The organism is Methyloceanibacter methanicus (assembly GCF_001723285.1).
Classification (GTDB): Bacteria; Pseudomonadota; Alphaproteobacteria; order Rhizobiales; family Methyloligellaceae; genus Methyloceanibacter; species Methyloceanibacter methanicus.
Genome location: NZ_LPWG01000014.1, coordinates 157,983 through 171,842, shown reverse-complemented (window position 1 = coordinate 171,842; position 13,860 = coordinate 157,983). Strand labels below are relative to the sequence as shown.

The window sequence follows — 13,860 nt, the reverse complement described above, 5'->3', positions numbered from 1 at the left end:
GCTAGGCGGCGACCGGCGGGTAAAGCTCGTCGAGCGGCACCGATCGCCCGTTGTGCTGGACGATGCGGCAGTGGAAGCGCTTCAGAGCGCGCGGATGCGGCACACCGCAGGAATGGGCAATGGCGCCCACGTCGTAGCGCAAGCGCTCCACATAGTTCATGACCCGGACCGCCTTGTCTTCGGGATCGAGGCCGCGCTGCAGCCGCGCATCGTGCGTGGTGATGCCGGTGGGGCAGGTGTTCTTGTTGCACTTCAGCGCCTGAATGCAGCCGAGCGAGAACATGAACCCGCGCGCGGACACGACCACGTCGGCGCCCGCGCAATAGGCCCAGGCGGCCTCGGCCGGCGTCACGAGCTTGCCCGATGCGATCAGCCGGATGCGGTCGCGCAAGCCGTGGCGGATCAGGACGTCGGCGACCATGGGCAGGGCCTCTTTGACCGGCAGGCCCACATTGTCCATGAGCGGCATGGGCGCCGCGCCGGTACCGCCATCGCCGGAATCGATGGTGATGAAATCCGGGGCGGACCCGACACCGCGCTTCTTGATTTCCTCGCAAAGCGCATCGAGCCACCCGTAAGCGCCGATTACGGCCTTGAAGCCGATGGGCTTGCGGGCGGTGTCGCGCACGCGTTCGATCATGTCGACCAGCTGCGGCACGTTGCGAATTTCCGGATGGCCGTTCGGCGAGATCGAGGCTTCGTGCACGGGAATGCCTCTGATCTCAGCGATCTCCGGCGTGACTTTCACCGCCGGCAGGATACCGCCCTTACCGGGCTTGGCGCCCTGGCTCATCTTGAGCTCGAACATCTTGACTTGCGGGCGTTCGGCCACGGCACGCAGCTTGTTCAGATCGAGACCGCCATCCGCATCGCGGACGCCATACTTCGCCGTCCCGATCTGGAAGACGATATCGCAACCGCCGCTCAGGTGATAAGGCGACAAGCCGCCCTCGCCCGTGTTCATCCAGCAGTTCGCCAGCTTCGCGCCTTTCGACAGCGCACGGACGGCCGGCTGCGAGAGCGCGCCAAAGCTCATGCCGGAGATATTGATGATGGAATCGGTCACATAAGGATTGTCGCACTCGGGCCCGAAGGTGATCGGCGGCGGCGGGACCGAGTCCTCGCTCAGCGTGGGGAACGGGCAGTTCACGAAGATCACCGTGCCCACGGGCGTCAGGTTCTTGGTCGAACCGAACGCGACCGTATTGTCGTGGCCGGCGGACGAGGCGTAGACCCATTCCCGTTCGGCGCGGTTGAACGGCATTTCCTCGCGGTCCATGGCGAAGAAGTATTGGCGGAAAAATTCGCCGAGCTTCGAGAACACATAGCGGAAGTGGCCGAGCACGGGGAAGTTCCGCCGCACCGCATCCTTGGTCTGGATGACGTCGACCAGAAAGACCCCGATGACGAACAGCGCGACGAGCCCGATGACGAAGATGAACAGCGTCGACAGGAAGTTCAACCCGTCCATCGTGACGTGCGAGACGGCGCCTAGGTCTGACATGGTCGTTCCTCCCAGCGAGAGTGCGCGCGGTATGTTGGCCCGTTATGACTCGGCTGAATATCACTTGGGCGGTTCGTCCGTCCGCGTCATCACAAAAGACATCACGTTCGCTTTACGGGCCGGCCATACTTGCAACCACGATGCGGACATCGTAGCAGGCGCGGTATGACCGCACTGTTCGATCAGGGGGCCCCGCCGCCCTGCCCCGCTCCCTTCAATCTGACCGCCTACGTTCTCGCGCATGCGGGACGGCTCGCCCACAAGACCGCGCTTTCGGTGGTTGCGCCAGATGGCGTCGAAGCCTGGAGCTACGGGGCGCTGGAAGCGGCGGTGCGGGGTGCCGCGACGGGGCTCAAGCAGCAGGGGCTCGGCCCCGGCGACCGGCTGCTCATGCGGCTCGGCAACAGCGTCGAGTTTCCGATCTGCTATCTGGCCGCGCTCGCCGCCGATCTCATCCCCGTGCCGACGTCCGCGCTGCTGACGGAGGACGAGGTCGCCCGGATCGTGGAGGACGTCTCGCCCGGGCTGATCGTGGCCGGAGACGGAATCGCCGTGCCGGCCAATCCGCCCTGCCCCGTTCTGGGCGCCGGCGCCTTCCGGGCCTTGTACAGCCTACCGCCCGCCGCTTATGCCATGGGCGATCCGGATCGTCCCGGCTACATCGTCTATACGTCCGGCACGTCGGGCAGCCCCCGCGCGGTGACCCACGCGCACCGGGCGATCTGGGCGCGGCAGATGATGTGGGACGCTGGTACGCCTCACCGAGCACGACCGGCTGCTGCATGCGGGATCGTTCAACTGGACCTATACGCTGGGAACGGGCTTGCTGGATCCGTGGTCGCGGGGTGCGACCGCGCTCGTCCCTGCGAACGGGGTTAGGCCGGACGAGTTGGGCGCGCTCATCGAGGCGCACGGCGCCACCCTGTTTGCCGCCTCCCCCGGGGTCTACCGGCAGCTCCTGAGGACCCCGCCGGGCCGGTGTCGCGCGTTGCGGCACGGGCTTTCGGCAGGCGAGAAGCTGCCCGACGCGATCCGGGCCGCATGGGAAACGGCGACCGACACGCCGATCTTCGAGCCTTCGGCATGTCCGAATGCTCCACATTCGTCTCAGGCAGTCCCCGACACCCCGCGCCCGCCGGAACGCTGGGCTTTCCGCAACTGGGCCGCCGCCTGGCGGTACTGGGCGAGGACGGACCGGTGGCCTGCGGCGAGCCGGGTGTGTTGAGCGTTTCGCGGCGGGACCCCGGCCTGATGCTGTACTACTGGGGCGCGGAGGCGGAGACCGAGGCCCGTTTCGACGGCGAGTGGTTTCTCACAGGCGACCTTGTGAGCATGGCCGAGGACGGCGCGCTCACCTATCTCGGGCGCGCCGACGACATGATGAATGCCGGCGGTATTCGCGTGTCGCCCTTGGAAGTCGAGAACGTGCTCAACGCCCATCCGGACATCGCCGAAAGCGCGGCGGTGGAAGTCCTGGTCAAGGCGGACACGACCGTGATCGCCGCATTCTACGTGCCCAAAGGGCCTGTCCAGCACGCCGATCTGGAGCGGCACGCGGCGGAAAAGCTCGCGCGCTACAAATGCCCGCGCCTCTACGCCGAAGTCGAGAGCTTGCCCAAGGGGCCGAACGGCAAACTGCTGAGACGGCACCTGCGCGAGCGCTACGAGAAGATGTAAAGCCAGAGTTAGGGCACGGCTCGGTTGGCAAACCGCCGGCTAGCGGCGCCCGAAGAGCCTGAATCCGCGCGGAGCAGAGACCTTACGACTGACGGTCGACCTGGCTTCACCGCCGTCCGTTGACGCTGCGTTTGCGTGCGGGCAACGCGCTTCTTGGGCGCGGCACGCCGTTTTGGCTCGGCATATTTGCGCTTCGTGGCCTTGGCCTTCTCGGCGACCACGTTCGAGGCGGCCGAGTCATTGGTGCGCACGATGAAATCGTCGCCCTCGGGAAGAACCGACGAGTGCTTGCCGATATCGGCGACGATGAACGAGGCGCCCGATGTCAGGCCCTCGGAGATCCGGTCCTGCATGTCGTCAGGGATGGTGATCCTGTCGAGCACGCTCTTGGAGTCCTCGCCCTCGAGGCTGATGCCAACCCAGCCGGCCTCGCCGCCGTCGCTCGGCCGCACATAGGTGAACAGATGCGTTCCAAGCGGCTTGCTGGGATCGCGGAGTTGCACCGGAGCGTGCGCCACCCGGCTGAAACCCTTCCGTAAGAAGAGATAAGCGTCCGGCAGCGGCCCCTTGCCTGCGGCTTCGTAGATCTTCGCGGCGACCTCCTCGGTGAACTGCCCGCGCGGCCGCAGGCCGTGATCTTTCTCGAAGCCCGGATCGCCCTCTTCGTGCCATCCCCGAGATAGCCGACGAAATTGTCCTGGGGATCCAGGTATCCCAGTGCCGCGAGAGCTTGCTGCGAGCCGATCGCGATATCCCGCTCTTCGCGACGGGTCACCAGGATGTGCCAGGGCCTATCGTTCTCGTTCGCGGCGTCTTCCGTATCCGCAAGCTTGGCGCCGGGCGCCAGGACCGCCGCCAGGACGCCTGCGCGAAGACCCGCATCGACGCTGTCCTCAGCCGCCACGTCGTCCGACTCGTCCGGCGACGCCGGCAGGACGAGGGTCGGGCTCTTGATCCGCTGGGGCTTGACCATGGGGCCCGTCATCATCGCAACCTTTCCGCCAACCTCCGTCATGCGGAAGAGTTTCGGTGCGAACGAGTACGGCATCCGCACGCAGCCGTGAGACGCCGGGCGGTTCGGCACGGCGCCGGCATGCAGCGCGGTCCCTGACCGCGTCAGACGCTGCATCCACGGCATGGGTGCGGCGTGTACAGGTTGGAGAAGTGTTCCGGCTTCTTCTGCAAAATACCGAAGACGCCCGTCAGGGTCTGGTATCCACGCATGCCGCTCGATACGCGCGTCGTCTCGATGCGCTCAAGACCGCGGTACACATCGAGGCGCTGATCCTCCAGCGATACGATGAGTGTCAGCGGGTCGACGAGAGTCTGGCCGGTAAGATTCGTGGATGGGATCTCCAAGGGCTCGATCAGCTCTCCAGACGGGCTCTGATCCTCAAGGGTGTCGCCGGAGGCGCCAGTTCCCTCAGCGGCTCGTCTATGACGGTCGAATTGAGAGCCGTCGCCTTGAGAGGCGGAGCCGTCAGCAGTGCAGGCTCCGCGACGGAGACTTCGAGCGGCGTCGCCTCCGGGAGATGGAGCGCCGCCATTTCCTGTCTCTCAGGCACCGCGGTCTCAAGCCCATCGGCGGCCACGATCGGCCTCATGAGCGGGAGCGCATCGGGGAAATCTGCGACGTGCCCCTCATCCTCCGAGGCTCCATCTTTCATGGGCTCATTTTCCATGAGCTCATTTGCGAAGGGCGCATCGGCCGAAGACTCCGCCGCGTCCTCGCCGTAGAGCGACGTCGCCGCGACCATGTCGGTCGGGGCCGTCGCAATCAGCTGATCCGGACGCATCTTGGAAATCGCAGCATCGAGGACCCCGCTGGGGTCCGGAAGCGCGGGCTCAGCGGCGGCCGGACAAAGGACGAATGCCGGGGAAAGGAGTACTGCTACGGTGCAGAAGCGGGCGGCCCACATGAAAATTCCTCGTGGCAGTCTATTCGGTTGGCCTTCTAACTCTTTTTCGTAGAAACGGGTTACAGCAACGTGACGCGAACCCAGATTTCTACATCGCTCTATTTCGTTAACTTCACGTCGACGCGGCTCGAGGGCACGAGACGCTGGACGCAATCGCTTCTGGTCTTGGTGCCCTGCTTGCACTCCAGAACACCGTTGATCAGGAAACTTCCGATCTTGTCGCAGGACATCTTCTTCATCTCGAACAGCTTCACGGTGCGCTTCTTGGCGTCGAGCGGCGCGACCTCCATGGCGAAGCGGCGCTCAATGACATCGTCGGCGTTGAACACCACGAGGTCGAGCTTCAGCTTGCCGTAGTCGGCACCGCCTTGATTGTCGAATACGAAATAGGCTTGGCAACTGGCCCCCTCGTCGCTCAGCTTGTTGAGCTCGATCCCGATCGTCTCGCCGCTGGCTTTCGCCGAGGTCTCACCGGCAGACATCGCGCCCGCGGCAATCACCGCTGCCGCCAACAGGGTTGGCTTCACACCGCTGCCGAACTGAACACCACGCATACATCCCCCTTTGATGCCCGTTGCCTGTCTGGAATAACCGATACGTGTTATCACGTACGCTAGATTGCAAGGCTCTCCTTGTCATAAAGTGCCACTGCGAGGCATTAGTGTGCCAATTTGATTGCCGAGCGGTGCCGCACTGTCGCGAACCATGCGGTAAAGTATTCGGCCATGGCAGAAGGGCCGCCGCCTTTTACGTCGCGTGAGCGCACCGGTCGGACATCGCATGCAGGCGGGTCGATGCTATCTATGCATTCGTGAGGAGGCGCCGATGACCAGCAAGCAGGACTTCACCCCAGTGGAATGGACCCAAGTCCTCATGAGCCCCACCATCGCCGGCATGGCGATCACCGCGGCCGATCCCAGCGGACTTTGGGGTATGCTCAAGGAGTCGTTCGCAAGCGGGGCGGCGCTCGTCGCCGCCAAGTCCGACCCCGGGGCCAATCCCTTGGTCAAGGCGGTCGTCGCGGATTTCGAAACCGCGGACGGGCGGGACGAGATCAAAGGGGCGTTGCAGGCCCGCTTCGCCGGGGCCACGCCAGATGACGTTGTGTCCAGGGCCCTCGCCGCGCTGGCGGAGGTCGCCGGAATCCTCGATGCTAAAGCCCCTGACGATGCGCCGGCGTTCAAGGCCTGGCTCGAGGAGATCAGCCTGAAAGTGGCCGAGGCTCCAAGGAAGGCGGATTTCTCGGGTTCGGCGGGGTCAAGGTCAAGCGATGCGGAAAAGGCGACCCTGACCGAGATTCAGAAAACCTTGAACACCTGAGCCAGGAGCAACGCTCGAAAGGAAGACCGGCATGGCGACTTTGCAAGACATTCTCGCGCGCTCTCAGCACGGCGATGCCATGACCCTAATCGCGCGTGCCTACGACCTGACCCCGGAGCAGGCCGGGTCCGCCGTCGCGGCCCTTCTGCCGGCCATCTCCCTCGGCCTCAAGCGCTCCACGGCGACGCCAGAAGGCTTAGGCGAACTCTTCGACGTGGCCGGCCGGCAGCCTGGTCTCTACGCCATGTACGAAGACCCGGACGTCGCGCTCTCTCCAGAGGGCGTTGCCGCCGGTAGCGCGGTCATGCGTAATCTTTTCGGTTCGCCGGAGGCCAGCCGGGCCATCGCAGCCCATGCACAGCAACTCTCCGGTGTCGGCGGCGCGATCCTCGAGAAGATCCTGCCGGTCCTTGTCGGGATGCTTCTGTCCGGCTTGATGCGCGGCGGCTCTGGAGAGGCTGCCCCAGCACCGCAACAGCCTGTGCCGCATCAACCCGCGCCGCGGCAGCCAAGTCCCGAACCGGGCGGCGGCGGCATCTTCGACATCTTCCGCGAGATCTTCCAACAGGGCGGCGCCTCGTCGGCCCCCTCTCAGCCGGGACAAAGCCCCGTGCCGCCGATCGGCGATATCCTGGATTCCATCGGCGACGGCCGCCAGGCTCGCACCGATATGGACCCTCCGAAGTTTCCGCTCCCCGACGCCACGCCGGAGCTGCCCGGCGGGGCCCCGCAATCGCAACCGGTTCCACAGCCACCGGCGTCGGGCGGCGACCAGACCTTTCCGAGCGGGCCAGGCACGCCGGGCGGCGACGTTTTCGCGGAGATCCTCAAAGAGCTCGGCAAGGCAATCCAGGAGGGGCGGGTGAAACCCGTGATCGTCGGCCCGGGCGGGGCGACCTTTCCCGGTCAACAGGCCCCTTCGGGCGGCGGTCAGCCGCAGACGCAAGGCGGCGGCATCTTCGGCGAAATCCTGAAAGAGGTTCTGGGCGGCGCCCTCGGACAGCGCGCATCGGTCCGTCAATCGCTGATGGCCCCGGCCGATGGTGCGGGCGCATGGTGTTCGGCGACGCGCTCGAACACGGCACGGACCTGGCCGAGCATCAGGCCGAGAGCCTCGAGGAGATCTTCGGACGGTTCGGGGCGGTGCCGCCTCAGGCGGATTGACCGTCCGCGACGGGTCGCCTGCGGTATGACGGATTCGCACCACCGTCACGCCTTTGCGCCACGCGCGGCACAGCTCTTCGTGCCCACCCGGCAATGGCGGTGCCGTACACTGTCATTGCACTGACGCGTACGCACCATCATAGTGATCGCTACAATTGCCGATTGCGTCTTGAGAGATCGAACATGGCCGCTTTCCGGACGGGTCGCCTGTTGTCGGCGCCCTTGCAACACATATTCGCAGCGTCGTGCCTTGCCGCCGGTCTGCTGATCACGCCAGCGGCCAGCGCCGAAGACGGCCAGACATCGACCCAAAAGGAATTTTCGGAGTTCGATCTCGCCCCCGTCGACGCCAACGCCCTCGAAGACGCGCTCTCCAAGGACAAGAAGGACGGCCAATTCGAGCAGACGATCCCGGCGACGGAGTCCATGAAGGAGCTCTTCGAGGAACCGGCTGGCAAATCGAGTGAGCGCTCGGCCGCTAAGCAAGCCGACGATGAAGACCAATGTGCCGATACGGACGGCGGGGTCGCGACGGTCAAGGCCTGCACCGCACTCATCGAAGCCGGCGAGACCGATCCCGCCTACTACTACAATCGCGGCGATGCCTATCGCGCCTGGGTGACAATGACGCCGCACTCAAGGACCTGACCGTCGCCGCCGGCGCCACCAACGCCCGGGTCAAGGCCTATGCCTATTATGGCCTCGGCCGGGTTCACGCGGATATGGGTGCCTATGAAAAGGCCCTTGCCGATTTCGATACGGCCCTTGCGACGAACGGCCTGTTCCAGCCTCAGAACGCCCACATCCACAAATCCGTCGTCTACGAAAAGTTGAAGGACTTGGACAAGGCACTCGGCGAGCTCGATAAGGCCGTCAAAGTCATGCCGGGCGATGGAACGACCTATTTTAATCGCGGCCGCGTGCTCGCCTTGCGCGGGCGTACCGACGACGCCCTCGCGGACTACACAAAGGCGATCAAACTCGATCCCGACTTCGCCGCGCCTACGGCAATCGCGGCAACCTCTACGCGGACAACCAAGACTATGACGCGGCGATCGCGGACTTCGATGCCGCCATACGTTTGAAGCCCAAGGACGCGAGCTACCTCGCCAATCGAGCTCCGTCCATGCGGAGATGGGCCAGTTCGCCAAAGCCCTTTCCGACTACGAAGCCGCGGCCAAGCTTTCCGGCGGCACGCGCTACGACAAGCAGATCGCCTATCTTCGCACCGTGAAAGAGAAGGCGGCGCGCCAGGCGGACCGCAGCGCGAACGATTGTCTCAAGACATCGCTGGACAAGGCGCCGGGCACCAAAGAGTCCGACAGAAAATATGAGTTGAAACTCATCAACGACTGCGCCTTCGGCATCGTGGTCACCGCACTCGGCGTGACGGAATCCGCCGCCATCAACATCTTCACCCCGCTCCCGGCCAACCCCATGGGCGCGGAAGGCCGCGGGGCTCAATGGAATTTCTGGACGCTGATCCTCGCACCGGACGAGACTCCGAAGGACGCACTCGGCGGCATCGGATTTTCCGCGGTGACGCTATCGGAATTCGAAAAGACCTGCGGCCAACCCGGCGGAAAAACCGAGTCCGAAAACATGCACTGCATGGCCAAAATTTTTGCCGCTCGGGCCGAGGCCATCGAGGATCAGGCCCTACGCAAGACGAAAGAGAAGACGGAAAACCGAAATATCCGCATCGGCAAGGATGTGGCTCTGTGCATGGGCGCGAAGACGGCCCCGCACAAGGACGCGGTCGAGGCTTGCACGCGGCTCATCGAGATCGGCTCCGACGATCCGGATGAGACGAAAGCAAAAGAACTTGCCGCGTCCCGCTACTTCTTCCGGGGCGGCCATTACGGCAAGTTGGGGGAGATTGACGCTGCCATCGCGGATTTCACCAAGGCCATCGCGCTGGCGCCCGACCACGCGGCGGTGTCCTATTTCAATCGCGGTGTTGCCCACGCGAAGCGCGGCGACCGGGATGAGGCGGTGCAGGACCTGAATACCGCCTGCAAGCTCGACAAGAAATTCTGCAGGAAACAGTGAACCGCCGCCGGGGCGTCAGATAGATCCACTGGCAGGCATCTACGGGGCGCCTAGGTGTCCGCCTCGGCGCTCGCGGGTATGCAAACGTCGCCCGGCAGGCACGGATTGCCGAAGAACCCTTCCGCCCATTTGAGCCGCGCCTCGAGATCGCTTGCGCCTCCGGCACGAAGATCGTGTTCTTGCCGACGTGATAGGCGAGAAACGCGTGCGTACGGAACTCCAGTTCCGCCCCCTCGAACCCCATCTCCGCGAACAGCGACCGGCAAAACGCGTGTCGCTCCGCATCGACCTTGCTGACCACCTCGGCCACTGACGGCTCCTGGGCCGCCCAACTGTGGAACGCGATGTCGTATCGGTCCAGGCGCTCCCGCTCGACGAAGCGCATCACTTCCAGCACGCGCTCCCGCGGGGAAACCCGCAAGGCGCTGATCTCCTTGATGACCCGGTCCGAATAAGTCCGCGACCAGTAGTCCAGAAGCTGCTGTACGAAATCGTCGCGGCCGTCGAAGTGGTGGTAGAAGCTGCCTTTGGTCACGCCCAGATCGCCCGCGAGCTTGTCGATGCGCAGCTTCGCCTGCCCCTCCTCGGCAAGGACATCGAGCGCGGCGGCAAGCCAAGCCTCACGATGGAAACGCGGTCCCGATTCCCTCGGTCGATTCAACATGTTGCCTCCTGGTCCAAGTCCATCGCCGGCGCATTCGAGATTCAGTATAGGGACCACAAGCAGGGTGCCAAAATGTATGTACGGCAATAATGTAGTGAATGGTATGCAATTCAATATGCCAATATTCTGGTGATCATTGCCAAACAACGACGGCACGGGACGGCGGGTGGACCCCCGCGCGGGCGTCTCCCCGCGGGCCGGACGCCGGCTAAAACTTGCCCCTGCAGCGAAACTTTTTCGCAAGCGGCGCCTTGATACCCTGTCCGGCCCGGGCGGCGATCACCACATAGCCGTAATGGGAATCTGCTACCGCTGAAGCGATCACGCACGGCCTTGTCACTATCGGCGCGCGACTTTCGTAAGGCGACCGCAGGACCAAACAACACTTCAAGATCGATCGGAAACGCGAAGCAAGTGAGGCTTGAGAGATGAGCGACCAATCCCCCCTACAAAGCAGCGTGAATGTTTTTGTCGACTGGGCGAAAGCACGCCTCGACGAGATGGCGGCCAATGCGGGAGCCTTGCAGGCCAATCTGGACAAGCTCGATTCCAAGACGCGCGAGCAAGCCGAGCAGGCCATTGCCCAGCTGAATCAATGGATCGAACAGGGCAGTCCAACGTGAAGACCGCTCAGGCGCAAGGTGAAGCCTCGGTCGCAGAGGCCAAGGCCAACATGGACGCGCTCTGGAGCAAGTTCCAAAGCGATTCCGAGAAATGGGCTCAGATGGCCCAGGATCAGCACGCCACCTTCCAGGCGCGCGCCCAAGCGCAAGTCCAAGCCTGGCAGGACACGGTCAACGCCTATATGGAACGTCTGAACGACGTGCACGACCAGAACAAGAAGCAAGCCGAAGCGCAGGTTGCCCAGCTTCAGGCCGACGCCAAGAAGGCGCAGGCCGACCTCGCGGCCAAAGTCGATCAGCTGACCAAGGCCGGACAGTCCTCCTGGAGCGCCATGAGCCAGGCGCTCGATCAGTCGCGCGATGCCTTTTCAAAGTCGATCGAGACGGCAGCGAAGAACTTCAACGAGGCGCTCAAAGGCTAGCCGGCCGGTCCGCCGGAGGAGCGTATCCAACGGCGGACGCTGCGCCCTAGCGACGGGAGGTACCGAACGGTGCCTCCCTCCCTTTGCCTGAGCCGCAAATATCAGCGGCCCTGGCGCCGCGCGTGCCTGCGGCGGCCTCTACGGGAGCAACGGGCCGAGAACCGCCGTCAATGCCGGACCGGGGACGAAAACGTCGGCGCCGGCGACGACGTTGCCCCGGACGACCACCCCGCCAAAGCCGACGACGAAGACACCGGCGCCGCGTGCCTCCAGGTCCGTGGCGCCGTCGCCGACCAGCGCGACCGTCCGCCCGGGTTCGCTCAATGCGCGGCAGATTTGGGCCTTGCCGCCCGGACGGGTCAGGGGGGAGCCACGGTCGAAATCCGCGTAGGACCCGTCCGTCGCGAGGACCACGTCGACAGCGTGAACGTTCCGGATGTCGACGCCGAGCCGCTCGGCCAGAGGCAGGATGCTTGCCGTAAGCCCCCGCTGACAATGTGCACGTCCTTCCCGGCGCCGCGCAGCCTCTCCACGCCTCGACCGCGCCCGGCACCATCTCGTCCACGTAGAGACCCGCCAGCCAGTCGAGTGATACCCGGTCCGGGCGCACCAGATCGAGGCGCCGGCCGTACACCGCATCGAGCGCCAATTCGCCCGCCATGGCCGCCTCGGTGAGCGGCGCAACCTCCCGCTCCACACCGGCGCGGCGCGCCAGTTCGTCGATGCCTTCGACCCGGCTCAGCGTGCTGTCGCAGTCGAAACAAACGATGTCGAAGCCTGCGGCCGACGGTGTCACAGCTCGAAGTCCACGGCCTGCTCGATCGGGGGCAGAGACCGGATCTCGTCCATGGCCGACGGCGACAGGTGGGCCGAGGTGCTGATCAGCGCAATGGCCGTATTGGGATCCCCGCCCACGCCGACTTGCATACGCGAGATATTGACGTTTTCCCGTCCCAGGATGCTGCCTAAGGCGCTGACGACGCCCGGCTGATCCTGATGGCGGGTGAAGATGAAGTTCCCTTCCGGCACGGCCTCTACCTCGTAGTCGTCGATACGGACGAGCCGGGCGCGGCTCCCGCCGAGCAACGTGCCGGCCACGGTGACCGTCTGGTCCGTCGAAATCCGCCGATATCTCCACCAACGACACGAGTCCCGCGCCTCCTCGGTTTTCGACTCCGTCACCTCGATGCCTTGCGCCTTGGCGAGGTGGCCCGCGTTCACGCGGTTGACGCGCCCCGTCATGCGCTGGCTCAGCAGCCCGACCAGCGCCTCCGCCGTGATGGGCCGGGAATCGAGCTCGGCCACCCGTCCGAACAGGTGCACGTCCAATCGCGAGATCGGAGCCTCGCACAAGGATCCCACGAGACGGCCAAGCGCATAGGCCAATTTCTGATACGGCACTGTCTGCGTGAGCTGGTCGGAGGTGACGCGCGGGAGATTGACCGCCGTCTCCGCTGCGCCCGTGGTCAGAAACTTGACCATGTCCTCGGCGATCCGAAGGCTCACGGCCTGTTGCGCCTCCTCCGTGGAGGCCCCCAGGTGAGGAGTCAGGACCACGCTGTCCAGGCCAAGGAGCGGCGACGACGACGGCGGCTCGGTCTCGTAGACATCGAGCGCCGCGCCGGCGATGTGGCCGCTCTGCAAGGCATCGAACAGGGCCGCCTCGTCGATGAGGCCGCCCCGCGCGCAATTGACGATGCGGGCACCGGGTTTCATGGCGGCGAGGCGCGGCCCGTCGAGCAGATGGCGCGTCTTGTCGCTCAGAGGGCAATGCAGCGTCACATAGTCGGCCGCGGAGAGCAGGGCCTCGAGTTCGGCGCCCTGGGCTCCATGTTCGGCCATGATCTCGGGCGCCACGAACGGATCGTAGGCGAGGACGCGCATCTTCAGGGCCGCGCAGCGCTGCGCGACCAGCCGCCCGATCGTCCCGAAGCCGACGACGCCGATGGTCTTCCCGGAAAGCTCGACGCCGGAATAGCGCGCCGGTTTCCACTCGCCGGCCCGCACGGCGCGGTCCGCCTGGGGCAGGTTGCGGCTCAGCGACAGTAGATGGGCGATGGAGAGCTCGGCCGTGGTCGTGGCGTTGGCATCGGGCGTGTTGAACACCACGATGCCGCGCTCGGTGGCGGCCGGGATGTCGATATTGTCGACACCGATCCCCGCGCGCCCCACGGCGCGCAGCCGGGTCGCCGCCTCGATCACCGGCCGGGTGACGCGGGTTTTCGAGCGGACGATCAACGCGTCGTAGTGGGGGATGCGCGCGACCAACGCCTCTTCTTCCAGCCCCGTATCGAGATCTGCCTGGATGCGCGCGTCCTTCTCGAGAATGTCGCGGCCCGCGGCATGGATCGGATCGGCGATCAGCACGTTGTACAGTGCACTCATTCGGCTACCCTTCGACGGTCTGGGAAACTCGCAATTTGCTGCAGCGCAAGATCGCCAGTCTTGGCGCCGTCCGCAAGGGGGTCCGTTCGCCACGCCCCCAATCCCCCCGTTCCGGGCGCGGACCCCCCGC

The 13,860-nt window shown here is 65.0% G+C and carries 16 protein-coding genes and 2 pseudogenes; 10 read left to right on the top strand and 8 right to left on the bottom strand.

Features of this window, described 5'->3' with window-relative positions; translation table 11 throughout:
• Window position 1: 1 nt before the first annotated feature.
• Complete coding sequence (locus tag AUC68_RS14560) at window positions 2–1,504, bottom strand: FMN-binding glutamate synthase family protein (RefSeq protein ID WP_204377049.1); 1,503 nt, start codon at window positions 1,502–1,504, stop codon at window positions 2–4.
• 165 nt (window positions 1,505–1,669) lie between these two features.
• Between AUC68_RS14560 and AUC68_RS18225 the strand changes: the two genes are divergently transcribed.
• The 3 genes and pseudogenes from AUC68_RS18225 (at window position 1,670) to AUC68_RS18220 (ending at window position 3,181) form a co-directional block, all read left to right on the top strand.
• On the top strand, window positions 1,670–2,383 hold the full coding sequence (locus AUC68_RS18225; protein ID WP_204377047.1) for an AMP-binding protein: 714 nt from the start codon (window positions 1,670–1,672) through the stop codon (window positions 2,381–2,383).
• Window positions 2,280–2,513 (top strand): annotated as a pseudogene (locus tag AUC68_RS18835) (AMP-dependent synthetase); the annotation flags it as partial. The gene AUC68_RS18225 and the pseudogene AUC68_RS18835, both read left to right, overlap by 104 nt.
• A gap of 74 nt (window positions 2,514–2,587) precedes the next feature.
• Window positions 2,588–3,181, top strand: coding sequence for a class I adenylate-forming enzyme family protein (locus AUC68_RS18220; protein WP_204377045.1), 594 nt, complete (start codon window positions 2,588–2,590; stop codon window positions 3,179–3,181).
• Between the two features lie 325 nt (window positions 3,182–3,506).
• On the opposite strand, the gene AUC68_RS18830 is transcribed toward AUC68_RS18220, so the two are convergent.
• The 4 genes from AUC68_RS18830 to AUC68_RS14530 all read right to left on the bottom strand — a co-directional run bounded on the left by AUC68_RS18830 (window position 3,507) and on the right by AUC68_RS14530 (window position 5,654).
• Entirely contained in the window at window positions 3,507–4,397 is an 891-nt protein-coding gene (locus tag AUC68_RS18830) for a L,D-transpeptidase family protein (RefSeq protein WP_425283240.1), read from the bottom strand.
• A complete protein-coding gene (locus AUC68_RS17220; RefSeq protein WP_069438314.1) occupies window positions 4,298–4,540 on the bottom strand; it encodes a L,D-transpeptidase family protein in 243 nt (80 codons plus the stop codon). Before AUC68_RS17220 ends, AUC68_RS18830 begins: the two co-directional genes overlap by 100 nt.
• Before the next feature lie 8 nt (window positions 4,541–4,548).
• Entirely contained in the window at window positions 4,549–4,977 is a 429-nt protein-coding gene (locus AUC68_RS14535; protein WP_141701304.1) for a hypothetical protein, read from the bottom strand.
• Between the two features lie 221 nt (window positions 4,978–5,198).
• Window positions 5,199–5,654 carry a hypothetical protein gene (locus AUC68_RS14530; RefSeq protein ID WP_083240784.1) on the bottom strand — a complete coding sequence of 152 codons (456 nt, stop codon included), beginning with the start codon at window positions 5,652–5,654 and terminating at the stop codon, window positions 5,199–5,201.
• A 271-nt stretch (window positions 5,655–5,925) separates the two neighbouring features.
• Here AUC68_RS14530 and AUC68_RS14525 point away from each other — a divergent pair, with 271 nt between their 5' ends.
• The 5 genes and pseudogenes from AUC68_RS14525 to AUC68_RS14505 all read left to right on the top strand — a co-directional run bounded on the left by AUC68_RS14525 (window position 5,926) and on the right by AUC68_RS14505 (window position 9,636).
• Window positions 5,926–6,420 carry a hypothetical protein gene (locus AUC68_RS14525; RefSeq protein ID WP_069438312.1) on the top strand — a complete coding sequence of 165 codons (495 nt, stop codon included), beginning with the start codon at window positions 5,926–5,928 and terminating at the stop codon, window positions 6,418–6,420.
• Between the two features lie 31 nt (window positions 6,421–6,451).
• The gene (locus AUC68_RS14520; RefSeq protein WP_069438311.1) at window positions 6,452–7,708 is read left to right on the top strand and encodes a DUF937 domain-containing protein; all 1,257 of its coding nucleotides are present in this window, start codon (window positions 6,452–6,454) and stop codon (window positions 7,706–7,708) included.
• 98 nt (window positions 7,709–7,806) lie between these two features.
• Complete coding sequence (locus tag AUC68_RS17940; protein WP_244500548.1) at window positions 7,807–8,232, top strand: hypothetical protein; 426 nt, start codon at window positions 7,807–7,809, stop codon at window positions 8,230–8,232.
• Window positions 8,127–8,567 (top strand): annotated as a pseudogene (locus AUC68_RS17935) (tetratricopeptide repeat protein); the annotation flags it as partial. The gene AUC68_RS17940 and the pseudogene AUC68_RS17935, both read left to right, overlap by 106 nt.
• Before the next feature lie 151 nt (window positions 8,568–8,718).
• On the top strand, window positions 8,719–9,636 hold the full coding sequence (locus AUC68_RS14505; RefSeq protein WP_069438308.1) for a tetratricopeptide repeat protein: 918 nt from the start codon (window positions 8,719–8,721) through the stop codon (window positions 9,634–9,636).
• Here AUC68_RS14505 and AUC68_RS16185 read toward each other — a convergent pair.
• Window positions 9,533–10,300, bottom strand: coding sequence for a TetR/AcrR family transcriptional regulator (locus AUC68_RS16185; RefSeq protein WP_083240781.1), 768 nt, complete (start codon window positions 10,298–10,300; stop codon window positions 9,533–9,535). The two genes, AUC68_RS14505 and AUC68_RS16185, sit on opposite strands and share 104 nt — an antisense overlap.
• Before the next feature lie 428 nt (window positions 10,301–10,728).
• On the opposite strand from AUC68_RS16185, the gene AUC68_RS16575 reads away from it, so the two are divergent.
• Complete coding sequence (locus tag AUC68_RS16575) at window positions 10,729–10,923, top strand: hypothetical protein (RefSeq protein WP_141701303.1); 195 nt, start codon at window positions 10,729–10,731, stop codon at window positions 10,921–10,923.
• Window positions 10,920–11,345: a hypothetical protein gene (locus AUC68_RS14495; protein ID WP_069438306.1), complete on the top strand. Its 426-nt coding sequence runs from the start codon at window positions 10,920–10,922 to the stop codon at window positions 11,343–11,345. The genes AUC68_RS16575 and AUC68_RS14495 overlap by 4 nt, the downstream gene beginning before the upstream one ends.
• 138 nt (window positions 11,346–11,483) lie before the next feature.
• Here AUC68_RS14495 and AUC68_RS17215 read toward each other — a convergent pair whose 3' ends face one another.
• Complete coding sequence (locus AUC68_RS17215) at window positions 11,484–11,759, bottom strand: HAD family hydrolase (protein ID WP_204377042.1); 276 nt, start codon at window positions 11,757–11,759, stop codon at window positions 11,484–11,486.
• A 378-nt stretch (window positions 11,760–12,137) separates the two neighbouring features.
• Window positions 12,138–13,730: a phosphoglycerate dehydrogenase gene (serA, locus tag AUC68_RS14485; protein ID WP_069438305.1), complete on the bottom strand. Its 1,593-nt coding sequence runs from the start codon at window positions 13,728–13,730 to the stop codon at window positions 12,138–12,140.
• Window positions 13,731–13,860 lie beyond the last annotated feature (130 nt).

Coding starts and splice junctions, on each gene's coding strand:
- AUC68_RS14520 (WP_069438311.1), top strand. CDS start 6,452: ATGGCGACTTTGCAAGACATTCTCGCGCGCTCTCAGCACGGCGATGCC.
- AUC68_RS16185 (WP_083240781.1), bottom strand. CDS start 10,300: ATGTTGAATCGACCGAGGGAATCGGGACCGCGTTTCCATCGTGAGGCT.
- serA (WP_069438305.1), bottom strand. CDS start 13,730: ATGAGTGCACTGTACAACGTGCTGATCGCCGATCCGATCCATGCCGCG.
- AUC68_RS16575 (WP_141701303.1), top strand. CDS start 10,729: ATGAGCGACCAATCCCCCCTACAAAGCAGCGTGAATGTTTTTGTCGAC.
- AUC68_RS14505 (WP_069438308.1), top strand. CDS start 8,719: ATGGGCCAGTTCGCCAAAGCCCTTTCCGACTACGAAGCCGCGGCCAAG.
- AUC68_RS18225 (WP_204377047.1), top strand. CDS start 1,670: ATGACCGCACTGTTCGATCAGGGGGCCCCGCCGCCCTGCCCCGCTCCC.
- AUC68_RS14560 (WP_204377049.1), bottom strand. CDS start 1,504: ATGTCAGACCTAGGCGCCGTCTCGCACGTCACGATGGACGGGTTGAAC.
- AUC68_RS14525 (WP_069438312.1), top strand. CDS start 5,926: ATGACCAGCAAGCAGGACTTCACCCCAGTGGAATGGACCCAAGTCCTC.
- AUC68_RS14530 (WP_083240784.1), bottom strand. CDS start 5,654: ATGCGTGGTGTTCAGTTCGGCAGCGGTGTGAAGCCAACCCTGTTGGCG.
- AUC68_RS18220 (WP_204377045.1), top strand. CDS start 2,588: ATGTCCGAATGCTCCACATTCGTCTCAGGCAGTCCCCGACACCCCGCG.
- AUC68_RS14535 (WP_141701304.1), bottom strand. CDS start 4,977: ATGCGTCCGGATCAGCTGATTGCGACGGCCCCGACCGACATGGTCGCG.